Annotated in this window: 13 protein-coding genes and 1 pseudogene; 6 read left to right on the plus strand and 8 right to left on the minus strand. The window is 37.8% G+C overall.

Translation table 11 applies throughout. The features are described 5' to 3' along the window. Nucleotides 1-295: 295 nt before the first annotated feature. Nucleotides 296-886 carry an FMN-binding negative transcriptional regulator gene (locus tag VLZ86_RS09725; RefSeq protein ID WP_325450790.1) on the minus strand — a complete coding sequence of 197 codons (591 nt, stop codon included), beginning with the start codon at nucleotides 884-886 and terminating at the stop codon, nucleotides 296-298. A gap of 386 nt (nucleotides 887-1,272) precedes the next feature. Further along, nucleotides 1,273-1,725 carry a DUF1569 domain-containing protein gene (locus VLZ86_RS09730; RefSeq protein ID WP_325450792.1) on the minus strand — a complete coding sequence of 151 codons (453 nt, stop codon included), beginning with the start codon at nucleotides 1,723-1,725 and terminating at the stop codon, nucleotides 1,273-1,275. Nucleotides 1,726-1,867: 142 nt separating this feature from the next. Between VLZ86_RS09730 and radC the strand changes: the two genes are divergently transcribed. From radC to VLZ86_RS09750, 4 genes are all read left to right on the plus strand, one after another. Next, nucleotides 1,868-2,566 carry a RadC family protein gene (gene radC / locus VLZ86_RS09735; RefSeq protein ID WP_325450794.1) on the plus strand — a complete coding sequence of 233 codons (699 nt, stop codon included), beginning with the start codon at nucleotides 1,868-1,870 and terminating at the stop codon, nucleotides 2,564-2,566. A gap of 95 nt (nucleotides 2,567-2,661) precedes the next feature. Beyond that, a complete protein-coding gene (locus VLZ86_RS09740; RefSeq protein WP_325450796.1) occupies nucleotides 2,662-3,963 on the plus strand; it encodes a polysaccharide deacetylase family protein in 1,302 nt (433 codons plus the stop codon). Beyond that, nucleotides 3,953-4,642 (plus strand): YjjG family noncanonical pyrimidine nucleotidase, encoded by a 690-nt coding sequence (locus tag VLZ86_RS09745; protein WP_325450798.1) that lies wholly within the window; start codon nucleotides 3,953-3,955, stop codon nucleotides 4,640-4,642. The genes VLZ86_RS09740 and VLZ86_RS09745 overlap by 11 nt, the downstream gene beginning before the upstream one ends. Nucleotides 4,643-4,875: 233 nt before the next feature. Next, nucleotides 4,876-5,799: a hypothetical protein gene (locus tag VLZ86_RS09750; RefSeq protein WP_325450800.1), complete on the plus strand. Its 924-nt coding sequence runs from the start codon at nucleotides 4,876-4,878 to the stop codon at nucleotides 5,797-5,799. A 90-nt stretch (nucleotides 5,800-5,889) separates the two neighbouring features. Here VLZ86_RS09750 and VLZ86_RS09755 read toward each other — a convergent pair whose 3' ends face one another. Then, complete coding sequence (locus VLZ86_RS09755) at nucleotides 5,890-7,170, minus strand: replication-associated recombination protein A (protein WP_325450802.1); 1,281 nt, start codon at nucleotides 7,168-7,170, stop codon at nucleotides 5,890-5,892. A gap of 389 nt (nucleotides 7,171-7,559) precedes the next feature. On the opposite strand from VLZ86_RS09755, the gene VLZ86_RS09760 reads away from it, so the two are divergent. After that, nucleotides 7,560-8,399, plus strand: a complete 840-nt coding sequence (locus tag VLZ86_RS09760) for a rhomboid family intramembrane serine protease (RefSeq protein ID WP_325450804.1) — start codon at nucleotides 7,560-7,562, stop codon at nucleotides 8,397-8,399. 180 nt (nucleotides 8,400-8,579) lie between these two features. On the opposite strand, the gene rlmB is transcribed toward VLZ86_RS09760, so the two are convergent. From rlmB to VLZ86_RS09785, 5 genes are all read right to left on the minus strand, one after another. Then, nucleotides 8,580-9,314: a 23S rRNA (guanosine(2251)-2'-O)-methyltransferase RlmB gene (gene rlmB, locus VLZ86_RS09765; protein WP_325450806.1), complete on the minus strand. Its 735-nt coding sequence runs from the start codon at nucleotides 9,312-9,314 to the stop codon at nucleotides 8,580-8,582. A gap of 63 nt (nucleotides 9,315-9,377) precedes the next feature. Further along, nucleotides 9,378-11,009: an aryl-sulfate sulfotransferase gene (locus tag VLZ86_RS09770; protein ID WP_325450808.1), complete on the minus strand. Its 1,632-nt coding sequence runs from the start codon at nucleotides 11,007-11,009 to the stop codon at nucleotides 9,378-9,380. A gap of 136 nt (nucleotides 11,010-11,145) precedes the next feature. Further along, nucleotides 11,146-12,726: a SusD/RagB family nutrient-binding outer membrane lipoprotein gene (locus tag VLZ86_RS09775; protein WP_325450810.1), complete on the minus strand. Its 1,581-nt coding sequence runs from the start codon at nucleotides 12,724-12,726 to the stop codon at nucleotides 11,146-11,148. A 6-nt stretch (nucleotides 12,727-12,732) separates the two neighbouring features. Next, nucleotides 12,733-15,948, minus strand: a complete 3,216-nt coding sequence (locus VLZ86_RS09780) for a SusC/RagA family TonB-linked outer membrane protein (protein WP_325450812.1) — start codon at nucleotides 15,946-15,948, stop codon at nucleotides 12,733-12,735. Nucleotides 15,949-16,369: 421 nt separating this feature from the next. Then, nucleotides 16,370-18,055 (minus strand): BamA/TamA family outer membrane protein, encoded by a 1,686-nt coding sequence (locus VLZ86_RS09785; protein ID WP_325450814.1) that lies wholly within the window; start codon nucleotides 18,053-18,055, stop codon nucleotides 16,370-16,372. Nucleotides 18,056-18,229: 174 nt separating this feature from the next. Here VLZ86_RS09785 and VLZ86_RS09790 point away from each other — a divergent pair. Further along, nucleotides 18,230-18,328: pseudogene (locus VLZ86_RS09790) on the plus strand (30S ribosomal protein S12); the annotation flags it as partial.

The raw sequence follows: 18,328 nt of genomic DNA on the forward strand, positions 1-18,328 counted from the left end.
ATAGATATTAAAGGAGAATCTATGCGCAAAAAATTAAAAGATAATCACTAAATTTAACCACAAATGAATCGATTTTGAGCACTTATTTTGCTATGCTCACTTTCATCCGCTGCAAGTGGTTCACTTTGTCCGTCCTATCCAAATGGAACGCGTTTTGTAGTTGGAAATCCATTTAATTCCTCATTGCGGGTTTAATTCTCGAGAATTGCTCCGATTTATAATATTTTTTGGAATATGGAACGTGATTTTTTTTAAAATTTGAATGGCAAATGCGATCTTCCTCGAAGTGGCTTATTTAAAACACTTGATCTAAAAAAGTCGTGATACTCTCCTGATTGGCGCGTATCAATTCATTTCTTGCACTTTCAATATCGCTAGGTTTTTTGTCTTGTGAAAGCTTAAATTTACCTTCCCAATGGGTGATGTCAATTTCGAAACCTCTAACATAACTAATAAATTGCGCCATTCTCGGATTGTCAAGGGCTAATCGGTATTTGTGCTCAGGTGCCTCCAATAATGAGGTCATGTCAATCATGGACTGCATAACAACCTTCTTGTCAGTGATTTCTTTGACGATGCCCTTGAGGTGAACCGTAATATAATTCCAGGTTGGTAATTGTATCGTGCTGTAAATACTTGGGGAAATATAACATTGAGGTCCAGAAAATATGATCGTAACATTGTTGGAATCTTTCAGTAATTCGGCCTGTGGGTTATATTTATCCAAATGGCCAATCAGTTTTCCTTCAGAATAAATTAAGGGTAAATGTGAAATCAAGGGCACATGGTCCTTTACCGAGATAAGTATCGCCAGGGGATAGGCCTTAATTACTTCAATCATATGCTCATGATCGTCGTCCTGATGTTGTTTTGGTGGATAATTCATGCGTTTTCCTGCAAAGCCGCTCCCTTTACTTGGGGATAATTATTTTAAATTCGTACTTCTTTTGTGTTATTTTTAGAAACCAGCCCATCCATACGAAGCTTTTCCAGAGGCGGGAAACCAGAAACAACTCATCCTTCGGTAACTTTTGTAAATCTATTAAAATTATATCAATGTGTGAAGGTTCTGAAAGATTGGGATTTTAAGATCAAATTCGAAAAACAAGCTGTTAAAATAATTCCGACACCTTAGGATTATTCTTTTGAATAGACGGCTTTTTACATGATTGCAAAGTGATCACTCTGCAGAAAGAAGTTAGCATACGATTTCCCTAAATTTTATCCTAAGTTTTAAATCTTTCATAGCTCATAACTAATAACTCAAAAAACTCATACCCCAAACTGCCTAAAATGATGGTCTAAATGTTTGTATTGCATTCTGCCCCATTGATCAGTGCTAAAGCTTCCAAAATAAGGATGTTTCGGCCAATGCATATTTAAGGCTTTATCATGGAATTCGTTAATGGTTGTTTTCAATTGTTCTCTTTCCGTATCAAAAACCTGCGGCTCCGTTACTTTGAAATCTTTGGGTGTGGTGACACTTTCGGGCCAAGGTTTATCATTATAAAGAATTGGTTTGTAAAGCTTCAACACTGTTTTTTTTAAAAAACCTACCTTTTCAGTAAGCTCCATTTTTCCAGTGGCAACCAGTAAGGGCATTTGACAGTGTTTTACCATTTGTGCCACATCCATTTTACCCCAACTAGGCTTAGAGTTTTCTGATAATCGATCAAGGCGGTTCAAAATTTCTTGATGTGCTTTTTTGTCAAATAGCGTTTGCATCTTATAGCAATTAATGAATTGGTTCTTAAATTTACAATTTTTATCTTTTCTTTGATGAATATTGCCTAATTTTTATAACCAAAATGTAGTGCTTCTGCAATTAATGCTAACTTTATAACCACTTATAATCCATTTGGCGCCCATGTCAGAAAAACAACCTTCATTTTCCATAAAGAACTGGTCACAGGACGATCAGCCTCGAGAGAAATTAAGAGATAAAGGAAAAGCGATCTTGAGTGATGCCGAATTGGTAGCCATCTTAATTGGTTCGGGAAACAGAAACGAAAGCGCCGTAGAACTTTGCAAACGGATCTTGGCAAGTGCCAATAACAATTTAAATGCTTTAGGTAAATTATCCATCAAACAATTGACGGAATTTAAGGGGATTGGTGAGGCAAAAGCCATTACAATCATTGCCGCCCTAGAATTGGGTAGAAGGCGTAGGGGAGAAGAAGCACTTCAACAACATAAAATTGATTCAAGCCAATCGGTTTTTGAACTCATGCAGCCCATTATTGGCGAATTGGGTCACGAGGAGTTCTGGATCGTCTATTTGAACAATTCCAATAAAGTGCTTCAAAAAAATCAACTGAGCAAGGGTGGCATAACCGGAACTTTGGTGGATGTGAGATTGGCGCTTAAAATGGCGCTTGAAGTTGGAGCGGTTGGTATAATTTTGGCACATAACCATCCATCAGGAACCTTAAAGCCAAGTGAGGCCGATAAACAAATTACGAAAAAATTAAAAAGTGCAGGAGAGAGTCTCGACATTAAAGTTTTGGACCATTTGATCATTACTGAGAATGCCTATTTTAGTTTTGCCGATGAGGGCATGCTTTAGGAGGCTTGAAACGGAAAACAATGACAGATGACTCCCTGCCCCGCCGCATTATTTGCGGAGGCGGGAACACTGAACACTGAATACTGAATACTGAAATGCTATTAGTTTACACCCATAAAATCACCCCAAGATTAACCTATGCCTTCCGGCATATCAGTTCGCGTATCTTAGGGGTTCCCGTGAGTTTTACAACTACGGTTGAGGAATTTATTGCTCATGACAGCATGAAAATCTCCTATACAAAACAGCCCTTGAGCAGCGAGTTGTTTGTTAGAAGCCATGAGCTTTTATTTGAGCAAGGTATATCTGATGTGGAAATTCATGTTCAGGATTGGGGAATTACAAAATGCTTTTTTTCAACTTCTGATAAAAGCAGTCTACCATTTGATATTTTTGCAGCAACATTTTATTTGTTGAGCAGGTATGAAGAATATTTACCGCACGTAAAAGACGATTATGGCCGTTTCTTGGCTACCGAAAGTTTAGCGTTCAATGAAGGATTTCTGCACCAACCCGTGGTGGATATTTGGGCCTATAAATTTAAAGCCATTCTGCAAGCGCAGTTTCCAGATTTTGAGTTTCCAATAAAAAAGTATAGCATCCAACCCGTTATTGACGTGCCAGTTGCCTATTATTTTAAAGAGAAAGGGTTGCTAAGAACTTTTGGGGGCACCATAAGTGATTTGTTCAGTTTGAAAATAAAACAATTTTACCGACGTTTTCAAGCTTTGGCTGGTTTTAAACGTGATCCTTATGATACGTTTAAATGGATTGTGACCAAACAAAAACAAACCCCAAATAAGTTTATCGTGTTTTTCTTGATTGGCGAATATTCAACTTATGACAAGAACATCAACATCAATAAAAAGAAATTTGTATCGCTCATTAAATATGTGGCCGATTATTGCAAGGTGGGATTGAAAGTGTCGTATTTGGCATTGGATGATAAGGAAATGCTCAAACATGAAAAGCGAACATTGGAAGCCACCACAAACTATCCATTGGAAGCTTCCAGACATTCATTTTCCAAGTTGAATTTACCTGAAACCTACAGAAATTTGATCGAATTGGAAATCAAGCAAGATTTCACAATGGGATACATCAACCATATTGGATTTAGAGCAGGAACCTGCACCCCGTTTCAATTTTATGATCTAGATTATGAAGTGCAAACTCCCTTACAGATCAATCCGTTTCATTGCGTAGATTACGCACTGTTAAAAAGACAGTCGCTTCTTGATAAAAAAGAGGATCTCCTGCGGGTTATTCGGGAAGTAAAAAACGTCAATGGCACTTTTGTGCCAGTATTTCATAATTATGCGTTTAGTGATTTGGACCGATGGAAAGGGTTCAGGGAATTATTTAGAATGGTATTAGAGTCAGAACATGAAGATTAAAGCTATCAAACACGTTTTTTTTGATTTGGATCATACGCTTTGGGATTTTGATAAAAATTCTGCGTTGACCTTTGATAAAATTTTCAAAAAGCATCAGGTGGATATCAGCTTGGAGACCTTTTTAGAGGTTTATGAACCCGTAAATTTGAGGTATTGGAAGCGCTATAGAAACGACGAAATTGATAAAATTGAGTTGCGTTATGGCCGACTGCGCGACACTTTTAATGAAATTAGCTTTGCGGTTGATGACATTTTGATCCATAATCTTTCAGTAGATTATATTGAATTTCTGTCCACCTTCAGCCATCTTTTTGAAGGCACACTTGAGCTGTTGCAGTATTTACAGCCCAAATACCAATTGCATATCATCACCAATGGTTTTGAAGAGGCGCAAATGAAAAAGATGAAAGCCTCCGAGATTTCTTCTTACTTTAAAACAGTTACCAATGCTGAAATTGCCGGGGTCAAAAAACCAAATCCCATTATATTTGACTATGCGCTCAATCTTGCAAAAGCACAACCGAAAGAAAGCATCATGATTGGCGATAATTACGAAGCCGACATTTTGGGTGCGCTAAACGTGGGGTATGACGCGATATTTTTTAATTACAGAAATGACCAAACGGAGCCACACATCAAGCAAGTGAAACATTTATCGCAACTTAAAAAATACCTGTAATCATCACTAGTTTTCAAAACCATTCTGTAAAAGGGCGTTTTAAATGGCATAGTATAATCATGATAAGAGTTTTTTAAAAATAATTCTAAAAAGAGGGTAGGATTTAGCTTGTTTTAAAATGTTGTTTTTTATACGTCGTGACAGATGTCTTTGCGCTAATTGCATGATGACCTTAATTATAATTTCTAACTTTATTGTATCTTTATAATCAAATTAATATATCCAAACATCCTATGAAATCCATTTTTACACTATGTGCCTTTTTAATATTGTTCAACTTTAAGGGGACCTCACAAGAAAGCGTCAATGCTTATAAATATGTCATCATACCAACCTCCTATAATTTTTTGAATGAACCTGATCAATACCAAATCAACTCATTAACCAAGTTTTTATTTGAAAAACAAGGATTTAAAACCCTTATGGCAGATGAAGAATTTCCTGCAGATTTGAACAGTAACCGTTGTCTTGGCTTGTACGCCGACGTTGAAAAACACAAAGCGTTCCTTAACACCAAATTACAGATCCACTTAAAGGACTGCAACAACAAAGTGGTAAAGTCTTCAGAGATTGGAGAATCACGTGAAAAAGACTACAATAAGGTCTATAATCTTGCTATAAGAGATGCCTTTAAGAGTTTTGAAAATTTGGATTACACCTATCAACCAAGTTCTCAAATCACCCAACAATCTACGGGCTTACCTAATCAGAATGTAGAAAATCCGAAAGCTCAAGAAGAAATTGACCGTTTAAAAAGAGAGGTAGCGGCACTCAAGGAAATGGAACGTCAGCAAGCAGAGGCACAAGCAGCAGCTCAGGTAAAAGCCTCATCTGATCAAGAACGCGTCAATATTCAGGTAAAAGAGAATCAATCAGGACAGAATGCCGCTGAAATAGTACTTGCAGAAACCTTAAAGAAAGAAACTAAATCTGATGAAAGTATTCAAACCTTATTTGCAAACCCTGTTGAAAACGGGTACACAATTACAGACGCCTCTTCTAAAGTGCTGTATCATCTGGTATTTTCGGGTAAGGAAGATGTATATATCGTTAAAGGCCAAGACGCCATTGTCTATAAAATGAACAATTCTTGGATTGTCTCAAAAGCCAGTGACTCTGGCGTTTCCATGAAAACACTTAATGTGAAGTTCAACTAATAACTAAAGTTATTTACAAAGTAAAAAACCCCGATGCGCTTTTCGTGCCTCGGGGTTTTATCTATATTGCTTTTCTAATTCCTAATTCCTCTAATACCCATACTTGTCCTTCCATCGCTGTTTTAAGAATTCGCGTTGCGAGTTTTCCCTGGCATTATTTCCGGGATTATAAAGTTTGGTGTTTTTGATTTCTTCAGGGAGAAACTCTTGTGGCGCAAAGTTGTTTTCATAGCTATGGGCGTATTGATAATTATCGCCATAACCCAATTCCTTCATGAGTTTTGTGGGGGCATTCCGTACAGATAATGGCACGGATAAATCACCCGTTTGCTTAACCAATTGTTGCGCTCTCCCAATAGCCTCATAAGCAGAATTGCTTTTTGGAGACGTCGCCAAATAGGTTGCACACTGACTTAATATAATGCGAGATTCCGGATGTCCAATGACCGAAACAGCCTGAAACGTGGTATTTGCCATTACCAATGCCGTTGGATTCGCGTTGCCAATATCTTCACTGGCCAAAATGAGCAAGCGTCGTGCAATAAATTTAACATCCTCACCACCTTCAATCATTCGCGCCAACCAGTACACTGCTGCGTTTGGATCACTGCCACGTATTGATTTAATGAATGCTGAAATAATATCGTAATGCTGCTCCCCAGTTTTGTCATAGCGCACCGTATTGCTCTGTACTTTTTGCAGTACGGCCTCATTGGTAATCACTATTTTTTCGTCGTCATCATAAGAGGTGATGATCAGCTCAAAAATATTCAAGAGTTTCCGGGCATCGCCACCTGAAAGTCGCAATAAGGCCTCGGTTTCCTGGAGCTGGATATCGCGTTTGGATAGCAGTTCGTCTTCCGTGATGGCACGATGCAACAGCGCTTCCAAATCTTTTTTGTCAAACGAATTGAGAACATACACCTGAGATCGGGAGAGAAGGGCAGGAATGACCTCAAAACTCGGGTTTTCAGTGGTGGCGCCAATGAGCGTGACCCAACCTTTTTCAACTGCTTCCAACAACGAATCCTGTTGGGATTTGCTAAAACGATGGATCTCGTCGATAAACAAAAGCGGATTTTTAGCGGTAAACAACCCACCACTGTGCTTCGCCTTGTCAATGACCTCTCTGATGTCCTTGACCCCCGAATTGATGGCGCTCAGCTTGTAAAATGGCCGGTTGGACTCATTGGCAATAATATTGGCCAAGGTCGTTTTTCCCGTTCCAGGAGGTCCCCAAAATATCATGGACGGAATAATGCCCTGTTTAATGTGTTGCGTCAATACGCCTTTATCGCCAATCAAATGAGATTGACTCAAATAGTCCTTTAAGTATTGTGGTCTTAGTCGTTCTGCCAATGGTGCGTTCATAATGCAAAATTACATGAATTCTTGCGAAATAATTAATTTACTAATAGACTATTGTAAGACAGTAGGTCTCGATGAATTTAATAGTGTGGAAATGATCCTTGTATTAATGGGTATTTTAATAAATTTAAACAGAGCAGAGTTAACAGCGAAGTGAACTTGATACTAAAATTACCATGTTGTTAATAAACTATATCCTCATCTCTAATTTTTGGGCATGCCTTTTTTGTGAAGGACAAAAAAGTCGTGCTCTCGCGGCTCAATCTTTTTGTTTTGAAAAAAAACAAAAAGGATTTCAAACAAACCGCTCCATCACTCATGCAAAAACGTGACAATGTTTCATATTTCGATCAAATGGATACGAATTTGATAAGAAACCTTTAAATTTAACCATGAGCAATCAACAACATTTCAGGTATTCAACAAGCGTTGTAGCATATCCCATCTTTTTTTTAATGCTCATTTGGGTTGTGTTCTGGTTGCAGGTCCGTTTTTTTCCGATCATCAAAACCTGGGGTATCGTCCCGGAAACCCTGATTGGTTTACGTGGCATTGTGTTGAGTCCGCTCATCCATTCCAATATTGAACATATCTACCATAATAGCATTCCACTGGTCATCTTGACCATGGCCTTATTTTATTTTTACAGACCAATTGCTTGGAAAGTATTGCTTTATGGCATTCTGCTTTCTGGATTGATCACTTGGACTATTGGAAGGCCGTCAAATCATATTGGTGCCAGTGGGCTCATTTACGTATTGGTCAGCTTTATCTTTTTTAAAGGCATTTTTGCCAAACATTTCCGATTGGTAGCCTTGTCACTGATGATCATTTTCTTATACGGCAGTATGATTTGGTATGTGCTTCCCATTAAGGATGGCATGTCTTGGGAAGGGCATTTGGGCGGATTCATAACTGGGTTGCTATTTGCCATTATCTTCCGGAAAGCTATTGCCAAACCAGAGCGCTACGTCTGGCAAGAACCACAGTATAATGAAGACGACGATCCGTTTTTAAGACATTTTGACGAAAACGGCAACTTTATTGAAAATTTAGAAATGGAAGAGGGGGTCGGCCACCTACCGGATCGAAAGGCAAATGAAGTTGAAGATGAAGTTGAAGATGAAGTTGAAGATGAAATTGATGATGAGATTATAAACGATAAAAAATATAGCGGACCTAAAGTCAATTATATTTATAAGGAAAATATTAAAAAAGAGACATTGGAATAGTTACAACCCCTCGATTAGGTCATACTATTTGTAATTTGAGTTTTATTCGTTTCTGAAATCTGCTCCCTTTTCTGGTCTAGATTAAGGTTGGAATAGGTAGATTCGGAAACGCGAAGTTCCCAATCAACCACCCCTAATCCCTCACATCTAATCCCAAATCCCTAATGCCTTATCCCTAATTTAAATCCTTTGTCTTACCACTTCATACAAAAACGCACCACAGGCCACAGAAACGTTCAAGGATTCAATGTCACCTAAAATGGGCAACTTAGCTTTCTCATCAACAATTTTCAAAATGGAAGGATTGATGCCTTTCCCTTCAGATCCCATGATTATTGCACAAGGTTCCGTAAAGGAGACATCGTAAAGATTTTGATCTGTCTTTTCAGTAGCAGCAATTACTTTAATGCCTGACGCCTGCATATAAAAAACGGCATCCTTAATATGATCTACCTTGCAGATTGGAATTTTGAAAATGGCACCGGCACTTGTCTTAATGGTATCGCCATTAACCGGAGCACCACCTTTTTTCTGGATGATGATTCCTGAAACTCCAGTACATTCTGCAGTTCTGATAATCGCACCAAAATTTCGAACATCACTGATCTGATCCAATAATAAAAATAGGGGTGTTTTGCCTGATTCCAGGACATTGCTGACCAATTCTTCCAACGGGTAGAAGCTGATCGGTGCAATTTGTGCCACAACGCCTTGATGGTTCTTAGTGGTCAATCGGTTGAGTTTTTCAACAGGTACATAAGAAAAGTTCAAACGTTCCTTATGTAAAAGTGTCTCCAATTCTGTAGATAAATCGCCGCGCAATCCCTTTTGTAAAAATATTTTATCAATGTTTTCACCAGATTTAATCGCTTCAATAACCGCTCTGATTCCAAAAATAGTTGTTTCGTGTTCCATGGGTGCAAAGGTATAAAATTACCGTCTTAGTTTGATCAGGTTTGATTAAGAATAGCCAATTTACTATTGCTTTATAATTTTCCTGTTAATACTTGCATTACTGGAGTAGATCTTTAGGATATATACTCCACTTTTATAGGTAGATAAATCGAGAGAACCACCCTGAGTGGACCTTCCTACTTGAACTCCTAAAATATCGAAAATTTCAATTTTGTCAATGGGCTTTGTTGAATTGATGTTGAGATAGGAGTGAACGGGATTTGGATGGATTTTTAAGTCTGTAAATTGATCGTCCTTAAGATTGAGAAGCGTACAATTGCTTAAATCTGGGTTGCCTTCAATAGGTGCTTTTGGTGTAAGATCTTTCCCAACGAAAGCTGGGTAATCCTTGCCATATTTATAGGCTCTAAAAACAAGATTGCTTAAGGCAGAAGAACCTTGATCGACAATCGCTCCAGTATTTGAATTCACTGGATTGATATATTCCCAAACGATATGCTCGTTTTCATCAATTTCGAACAACCTTCCAGCACTACCCTGACAAATGAGAATGTTATTATTTGGAAGTCTTTGTGCGCCACTAACGATTCTGGAGTAAAATTTTGACGTCCCATTACTCAAATCTGAATAAGCATAATCTGGAGCTAATGGACCATAAGCACTATTGCTAGTGAGGCTATAATTGCCCGGAGAGCTTGTTGGTGCATTGATGATAAGCACTTCTGAAAACTCAGGAGTTCTTTCATCTCCATTATTGAATACCATTATTTTTCCTTCATCCATCAGGCCTTTTTGGATGAAATGGGGGGAATGTTGTCCATACAGTTGTCGGTCAATTGCAGTGCCTTGATCATAAGCTTGTGGATTTCCCCATCGATATAGAAAATCGCCTCCTTTACCATACATGCCGCCTGTACTTGATGACGCCTCCAGAGTTGTTGTGGAGTGGTCAATAATCCAGAATTCACTTAAATTTAGAGAACTAATTACTATTTGGTCTAAAGTAGGATCAAACTGAATTGAGTTGATATGTAACCAATTTTTACCTTTAAATTTTTCATTTATAAAATTGATATTCAACCGTTGTGGATTGCTACTGATCTCGCCATAGTTCTCTTTGTTGGAGTCAAAATCTTGAATCAAATGATCTGATGCGTTCCATTGCCATACAATGTTGGCGTTATCAGGTCCCACCGGTTGTAGCTCAACAATCTGTTGGTCATACAATCCGTCTTCAACTAATAACGATGGGTTACGCCCCGCAGCAATGGCTTGGGCATAGGTCATTTGTTTTAACGCCAACACCAAGATGTTTCCGTTGGGCATCGGATAAATATCATGATGTTGCACCACTGTAGCATCTGAATATTTAAAACTCCAAGTTAAATCGCCGTCCCAGTTGTATTTCTCAATAAGTCCGCCTTTTGGAAACGAGGGGAAATTGAGGTTTTCAATACGGGAGGCACGAAGCAAAGAGCCATCTTCCAAGAGATAAAAAGCGCTTCCTGGAGGATGGTTGCTAGTCCAGGAATTGATTACTTCACCACAATTGTTGATAAGGTAGGTTAATTTATCTACCGAGAAAAGTGTATAGCCGTCATAAGCGTCCTGGGTATTAAGAATAGTGCCAACCGTATTTTGAGAAAATGTAAGGTTTGACAATAGGAGTAAGGTGATAAGTAATTTTCGTTTCATATTAAATACTTTGGATTTAACTAGCACTACAAAACTAATAGAAATTATTAGGGCTTGGTTTCAAATACAAGAAATAAAAAAACCTCTTGAACATAAAGCTCAAGAGGTTTTTCAAAATTTAAGTAGGTAAATTAGATTAATTTACGTCCCAGAATAATTTACTTAAAATTGTATCTCCATTCGGTAATTTAGAAATTGCATTAGAAAGGTTTTCACCGTTAAGCGTTTGTAACGTTTGAGGATAACGAATTCTAAATGGCAAGTCTGTAGAATTAGGAGCAGCTTTAAATTCATATGTGGTAAGTTTAGACGCCGCCGCTTGGTCTGGAGGTAAGGTGTATGATTCACCTGGTAGAAGTAGGATGTCTGTATTAGGAAATCCAGTTCTTCTATACTCAGCCCAAGCTTCATGCGCTTGCATATAAAGAGCAACATACTTTTGGGTAATGACATTTTCCAAATTTGCCGCTGGCAAATTAGCCACAAAAGCGTCAATTTTTGCAGTAGGGACACCCCATTTTTCCATAGATGCACGTACACCATTTTCGTAGGCGGTTTGATCGAAGTTGTTAATTTCTGAAAGTAGGAATTGTACTTCCGCATATTCCATCAATACACTCCCGAAATCTGGTCGTAACACTTTACTGCTCATGTACGAATAAGTACTTCGCGGTAAAAGATTAGTAACTGGGAAAGCAAAAGGTATACCTTGATAATCGTTTTGATCTAGGCTGGTCTCATAATCACCGGCTTTTATGCTATTAATACTAGCTTCTTTTGGAGCTACCATTTCAAAAAGACGTGGATCAGCACCATATTTTCCTGTTTTACCTTTTAATAAATCAACAAATGGAGCTGCAACAGCAAAATCCGTTCTACCAATAAATGCGACCCAAAAAGGTGAAGCATTAGCATCAGATGTTTCGTACAATTGGATTGCATTGTCATCATTGGAAGTCATAATACCAGATGCTATTGCAGCGGCTATGGCGCTATTAGCAGTACCAGCATCGACGCCTTTCAATCTGTTTGCGATTCTTAGTATTAAGCTATTTGCAAATTTTTTCCATTTTAGAGCATCCCCGTTAAAAATATTATCTCCTTTTGTAAATACAGGTTCCTCTACGTTAATCATATCTGCAGATTCTCTTAATTCTTTGAGGATATCTGCATATATTTTTTGTTGTGATGCAAATACAGGCGATTTTATTTCATCAACCTGTAGGGCTTGAAAATCTGGGTCATCTGTGCCATAAGAATAATAAGGAACATCGCCAAAAAAGTTTGTAAGATCACTGAAAATGCAAGCGAGCATAATACGTGAAGCGGCGATTTGGTTTTCATTATTTCCTACTGAGGCAACTATTGGAGCTGTTTCAGGATCTAAATTTAAATCAATAATTGTTTTAAATTCTGTAGCAATAAAATATGAGTTTTGGTAAATGCTGGTAGCTGAAGTTTCACGATATAAATAGCGATCTTCATCAGCATAGGCGGTTTGGCCAAAATATTCCATCCAGTTTAAATCCAAACGTCCCATATTAAATTCATCGCGGGTAATATCGCTATAGCGTTTAGTCCCGTAGTTGAAAATAGTATTGGTCAATACAAATTCTGGATTATTAGGATTTTCATTCAATTCTTCTAGACCATCATCACATGACGACGTCATTATGAGTGCTGATACGAATAGGGTTATAGTAAGTATTCTTTTCATGACTTTTTAAAATTTTAATTCTACGTTAAATCCTAATGAGCGAGTAGATGGCAGTGCACCACCTTCTGAACCTTGTATGTTACCGCTGCCACCAGTAGTAGATTCAGGATCAAAATTATTGTTATCCAATCCCCAAGTTGCTAGGTTCCTTCCATATAAGGACAGTGTAACGGCAACGAAGTCATTCATTACTTTTTTAGGCAAAGTGTAGCTTAAAGTAACTTCACGAAGTTTTACGTAGCTTGCATCAAAAATGTTCTGTGCATCGTTTCCAAAATAGAAATCTGAACCCCAAGCTTGAGCTGGAATTGCTTGTGTGTTCGGCGCTGTATTGGTTACTGTATATGTACCGTCGGTATTATAAGTGACATCTCCTGTCACACCTTGGTTGACGACCCCATCAACCCGAATGTTGTTTGCTGCCGTTTCTTCCAATATACCTGAATAATGACCCCAAAGATTGGTTAGAGAGCGATATACCCCTCCCTTTTGGACATCAACCAACACACCTAAGTTAATTCCTTTATAAGTAAAGGAATTTCTAAAGCCCATATTATAGTCCGGCAGTACGGAACCAAGATTTTCAACATTTCTGGTCTCCAGATAACTTCCGTTTGCGCCAACCACTTTATTTCCTTCAGAGTCGAAAACATAGTTGGTACCTCTAATTTGTCCATATGCTTCACCAACAACAGCATTTAAAGTAACACCATTAAATGGGTATGTTGCCAGTCTAAGAGAATTTACACCTGGAATGAGCTCTATCAATTTATTTTCATTTTTTGCAAAATTGAAAGTGAAATCCCAACTAAAATTGTCATTGCTAATTGGTGAAATATTTACTAATGCCTCAAAACCTTTGTTTGAAAGCTTACCACCATTTGTAAATACGGAATTATAACCTGTTGCAGGATCTAATTGTACTGAGGTAATTAATTCTGATGTCGTCTGGTCATAATAGGTCAAATCAAAACCTAAACGTCTTTGAAAAAATGACATTTCAAGTCCGACCTCTCTGGTATCAGTGAACTCAGGTGTTAAATTTGGATTTCTTTTGACTTCATCATTTTCATATCGAATGAGTGAGCCATTTGGTCCAAATGGTGAACGTGATGTAAATGTGTTTTGTAACTGATAAGGATCAGTATCACTGGCAACACGAGCGTAGCCACCACGAATTTTTCCGAAGCTCAACCAGTCTGCGTCAATAAGTTGACTAAATACAAAACTACCATTAAGAGAAGGATAAAAATAGGAATTGTTTTCTGCAGGTAAAGTTGAAGACCAGTCATTTCTAAATGTTCCAGAAATATATACTATCCCAGCATAGCCGAAAGACGCAGAACCAAAAACACTATTTATTCTTTTATTGGAGTCAAACTGCGTCACTAAAAGCGGATCGCTTGAATTGTTTAATGAGTAAATACCTGGAGTTGCCAAACCACCTTGGGTTTCTGCTGAAACTCTGTGCGTCTCATTATCTCTTCTATTGACACCCACAAAAGCATTAAGGGTCAATTTATCGCCTATAAAGCTGTCGTCATAATGTAATCTACCTTCGTAGTTTATTTCTTGAAAGGTTCTATCGGCATTTGAATAGAAAGATTGATCGACTGAGCCGATGGCTCTTCTATTAGTAATACGTAAACTATAGGTATCAATATACAAATTCGCTACTGCATAAAGATTGTCAGTAAAGTTATATTGAGTACCAAAAGTTCCATACCAACGTGTTCGCTTATCCGTTGAGATATTCTCGTTAAGTGTCCAATATGGATTGTCAGAATATAATGGGTCGCGATTATCTACTCCTACGATATTCCAAGATCTTTGAGATCCATCAGGTCTCAAATATTTTTTCAAACGTTCATAATCCAATTGGGTTTGACCAAATTGATATAGTTGTTGAACGACACCTTCGCCAGTATACCCAGTTGCTGGTCGGTTAAAACCATCTGTAATTGTTAAATTGACACTACCGTTTACTTTTAATTTATCGGTAATTTGTGACATCCCATTCATATTCACAGTAGTTCTGTCTAACCTAGTGTTGGGAACAATACCTTCTTGTTGGGAATTGTTCAAAGAAATTCTCATATTTGAGTTCTCAGAACCTTGAGTAAAAGCAACCCCTGTATTTAAGGTGACTCCAGTATTGAAGAAAGCATCTTTATCGTTTTTAGGATACATCCATGGTCGTGGTTTTAAATAGTCTTCTGGATATGAAGGATCTAAGTTGTCCCAGTGCAAAACAAGTTTGTTTGGGTCGTAGATTGGCCCCCATGATTCATCTGTACCATAATCAACAATGTTATATTCGGTACCGTTAATAATAGCGGTATCAAAAACCGATTGTTCGAAAGTATCTGGATTACCAGCACCGCCCCCATATAGTTTTTGGATTTTAGGTAAGGTGCTGACATGATCGAAAGTGATGCCCGAATTTACCGTGACTTCAGCTTTGCCTTTTTTACCTGATTTAGTGGTGATAAGAATCACCCCATTTGAACCTCTAGATCCGTAAAGTGCAGCAGCAGCTCCACCTTTAAGAACGCTTACATTCTCAACATCACTAGGGTTGATGTCAAAAGAGGCATCACCATAATCACGACCTCCACCACCGGTCTGTGCACCTGTAGAGTTGTAATTACTATTGTCCAACGGAATACCGTCAACAACAATAAGCGGTCTATTTTCTCCTGTCACGGAACTTGCTCCCCTAAGTAAGATTCGAGTAGAACCACCCAAACCTCCAGTAGGAGTAGAAACAGAAACACCAGCAACTTTCCCAGATAGTGAGCCAAGTGCATTGGTTGGTTTAGTTTTGTTGATTTCCTCTCCTCCCAAATCTTGAACGGAATATCCGAGAGATTTTTTATCACGGCTTACACCAAGTGCTGTAATAACCACTTCATCAAGCAATGCAGCATCTTCCTTCATCGTCACGTTGATCAAGTTGGAGGATCCTACTGTAACCTCTTGGGCTTTGAGCCCTACATAAGTAATGGAAAGAATGTCACCTGTGTTGGCATTGATGGAATACTTTCCATCAAAATCGGTTTGGGTTCCATTAGTTGTCCCCTTTACAATAATGTTAACTCCGGGAAGGGGCAAACCTGATTGGTCCGTTATGGTTCCCGAAACCACTTTGTCTTGCGCATACGACGTATGAACGACTAACACTATCAAAAGTGTTAGAATTACACGAAATTGTGTTCTCATATTTAAATTAATTTGAATTAGCCTGACTCAAAAGTCCTAATAAAAAGTTAACAAACCAACAAAAAATTCATAAAATTTGAGATTTTCCTAATCTTTATGCATTAAATCCCCGCAAGGAATGGTTTAATGAGATTTACATAAATCGTAGAGGTGGCGTTTTTTTTACTTGTTTTCTAAGTAAAACCTTTGTATCTGCGCCCAAAGTATGATCGTCTTGACCTTGGAATGGACAAATACTGTCACTAAGTTTAAAAATTCAATTTGAAGTTTTGAATTGGAAAGAAAAGTCTGGCTGGAAAAATTACTATGAAGCTGATGATAGTAAAGGAAATAGTAACCTCTGGTCAGAAGGATGAACAAATAGAGCTCATTTAATAATATAACTGTACTTGTAAAAAACGTCCCATTAATTCTAGAAATCTTAAAACATTGCCGACAGACTGATATGGATCTTGGAATTTGAAAGCTTTATAGCTTGATTTTCTGAGCTGCCGTTGCTGTAGTTCAATTTAAAAAGTCCGGCTTGTGTAAGGATACCAAAACCAAATCCCAAGCCTATTAGTTTGCTTCTAATGTCAAGAAGTTGATTTTCATAATATGCTAGGTCAATAATGGAATTAACGTAGAGGCTGTTTGAAACTCTATAGCGATATTCGGTGTTAAAGACCGCGTATAAATTGGCAATCAGACTGTTCTCTTCAAAACCTCTGATTGAGTTGATACCACCAAACCGAAACAACTCGTTTTCAATATAGGTGTCAGAATCTAAAACTGCAGCACTGATTTGGCCATAAAAACTGTTCCTGAGATTGAGATTGACTATTTTGAAGGTATTCAATTCAAATTTGGTTTGGGATTGACCAGTATTTTCAATGGTCCTTTTGCCCACACCTCCGGATAGGTCAAATAGAAAATTGAGCGGGAACAACATATCATAGCGTTGTGGCTTAGTATGATTATAGCTTAGGTTGTAAAAGGTAGATTTAAAATCATTTATGGTTAAAATAGGGTTGTCCAATAAATTGGTAGATGCTTGGGTGTTAATGCCCAATGCCAGACTGTTCTTTGGATTGAATTGATAATCCAGCTTGGCCATCTGTGTGGTGGTAACAAAAGAAGAATCCTTTTTAAAAATATGGAGACCTAATTGCACCCCAATTGGAGAACCTAATATATAGGGGAGTTTGGTTCTTACGTCAAAGGTTTTTTGCTCGCTTTCATCGCTTTTGTAAAGTAACCTGAACGATTCACCATAATTGAGATTATTGACCATGTTGAGGTTGAGATAGCCATCAAATTCCAGTTTATCGGTTTCAGTGTTCGTGCCAAAACCCAGGAACCCATCAAACGTATTGCTTTTTAGCTTTTCTAAATAGATATATAATAAGGTAGAATCTTTAGTGAAAAGCACCTCCGGATCTTTTATTTGGGCGGCAAATTGTAGGTTTTCCAAAGCTTCTGTTTTTTCTCTGATAGTGTTTAAATTGAAGACTTGCTTCCTTTTAATCTTTAGATAGCGCTTGACATAAGATTTTGGAAATTTCTCGTAGCCTTTAACGATGATGGTGTCGATGGTCCTTTGCTGGTGTTCTACAATTTTTAAATCGGCGTACAAAACACCCTCTTCTTTTCTAATATTGGTAAGTTGCAAAGTTAAAAAAGGATCTCCTGAATTGGCAATTTCGGCATTCAGTGTTTTAAGTGATGCCTCTAAAGTGGCGACTTCTACTTCAAAATAATTATCCGTAATGGTATTGGAGATTAATTTGAGGATTTTTGGATCAAAATCACGGTCAAAATGGATTCTTGCCCTTTTATATCGATCGCCCAAAATATATTTTGCCACAAAAGAAGAATCATTTTCTTTATCAAGATGGACAAATTTACTTTCCAAATATCCTAGATGAGTTAAGGAATTTGCGATGGAATTCACTTCCGTTTCAAGTGAGTTAAAGTCGTTAAATGTCTGTTGGTAATCTAATGAATTAAGTAGCGACGTATCGATTTCATTGGCGCCAACAGCTTTGAGATGTAAAGATTGCGCCAAAAGACTTGATGAGGACATCCATCCGAAAAGAAATAGAAAGGAGATTATTTTTAAGGTCATGTTAGGCATAAGCAACTCCAAAGCTAACGGAAAAATTTGTCTAAAAATATGTGCAATGTTAAATAATTGGTCAAAGAATTAAAAATTAATCAGTTTACGTTTGAAAAAAAGAAATAAATTTCTACCTTTGCAGCCCTCAAAAGCGAGGAGTAAAACAAATTTATATAGAAATATATGCCAACAATTTCACAATTAGTACGAAAAGGAAGAGCCAAAATAACCAAGAAGAGTAAATCGGCTGCTTTAGATTCGTGTCCACAAAGACGTGGTGTG

The organism is Gelidibacter sp., from assembly GCF_035515035.1.
Lineage (GTDB): Bacteria > Bacteroidota > Bacteroidia > Flavobacteriales > Flavobacteriaceae > Gelidibacter.

What these genes read in the sequence shown, in the direction of transcription:
- VLZ86_RS09785 (WP_325450814.1), bottom strand. Translation starts at nt 18,055, where the DNA reads ATGACCTTAAAAATAATCTCCTTTCTATTTCTTTTCGGATGGATGTCC.
- VLZ86_RS09760 (WP_325450804.1), top strand. Translation starts at nt 7,560, where the DNA reads ATGAGCAATCAACAACATTTCAGGTATTCAACAAGCGTTGTAGCATAT.
- VLZ86_RS09730 (WP_325450792.1), bottom strand. Translation starts at nt 1,725, where the DNA reads ATGCAAACGCTATTTGACAAAAAAGCACATCAAGAAATTTTGAACCGC.
- VLZ86_RS09770 (WP_325450808.1), bottom strand. Translation starts at nt 11,009, where the DNA reads ATGAAACGAAAATTACTTATCACCTTACTCCTATTGTCAAACCTTACA.
- VLZ86_RS09725 (WP_325450790.1), bottom strand. Translation starts at nt 886, where the DNA reads ATGAATTATCCACCAAAACAACATCAGGACGACGATCATGAGCATATG.
- VLZ86_RS09755 (WP_325450802.1), bottom strand. Translation starts at nt 7,170, where the DNA reads ATGAACGCACCATTGGCAGAACGACTAAGACCACAATACTTAAAGGAC.
- VLZ86_RS09745 (WP_325450798.1), top strand. Translation starts at nt 3,953, where the DNA reads ATGAAGATTAAAGCTATCAAACACGTTTTTTTTGATTTGGATCATACG.
- VLZ86_RS09740 (WP_325450796.1), top strand. Translation starts at nt 2,662, where the DNA reads ATGCTATTAGTTTACACCCATAAAATCACCCCAAGATTAACCTATGCC.
- VLZ86_RS09775 (WP_325450810.1), bottom strand. Translation starts at nt 12,726, where the DNA reads ATGAAAAGAATACTTACTATAACCCTATTCGTATCAGCACTCATAATG.
- VLZ86_RS09780 (WP_325450812.1), bottom strand. Translation starts at nt 15,948, where the DNA reads ATGAGAACACAATTTCGTGTAATTCTAACACTTTTGATAGTGTTAGTC.
- radC (WP_325450794.1), top strand. Translation starts at nt 1,868, where the DNA reads ATGTCAGAAAAACAACCTTCATTTTCCATAAAGAACTGGTCACAGGAC.
- VLZ86_RS09750 (WP_325450800.1), top strand. Translation starts at nt 4,876, where the DNA reads ATGAAATCCATTTTTACACTATGTGCCTTTTTAATATTGTTCAACTTT.
- rlmB (WP_325450806.1), bottom strand. Translation starts at nt 9,314, where the DNA reads ATGGAACACGAAACAACTATTTTTGGAATCAGAGCGGTTATTGAAGCG.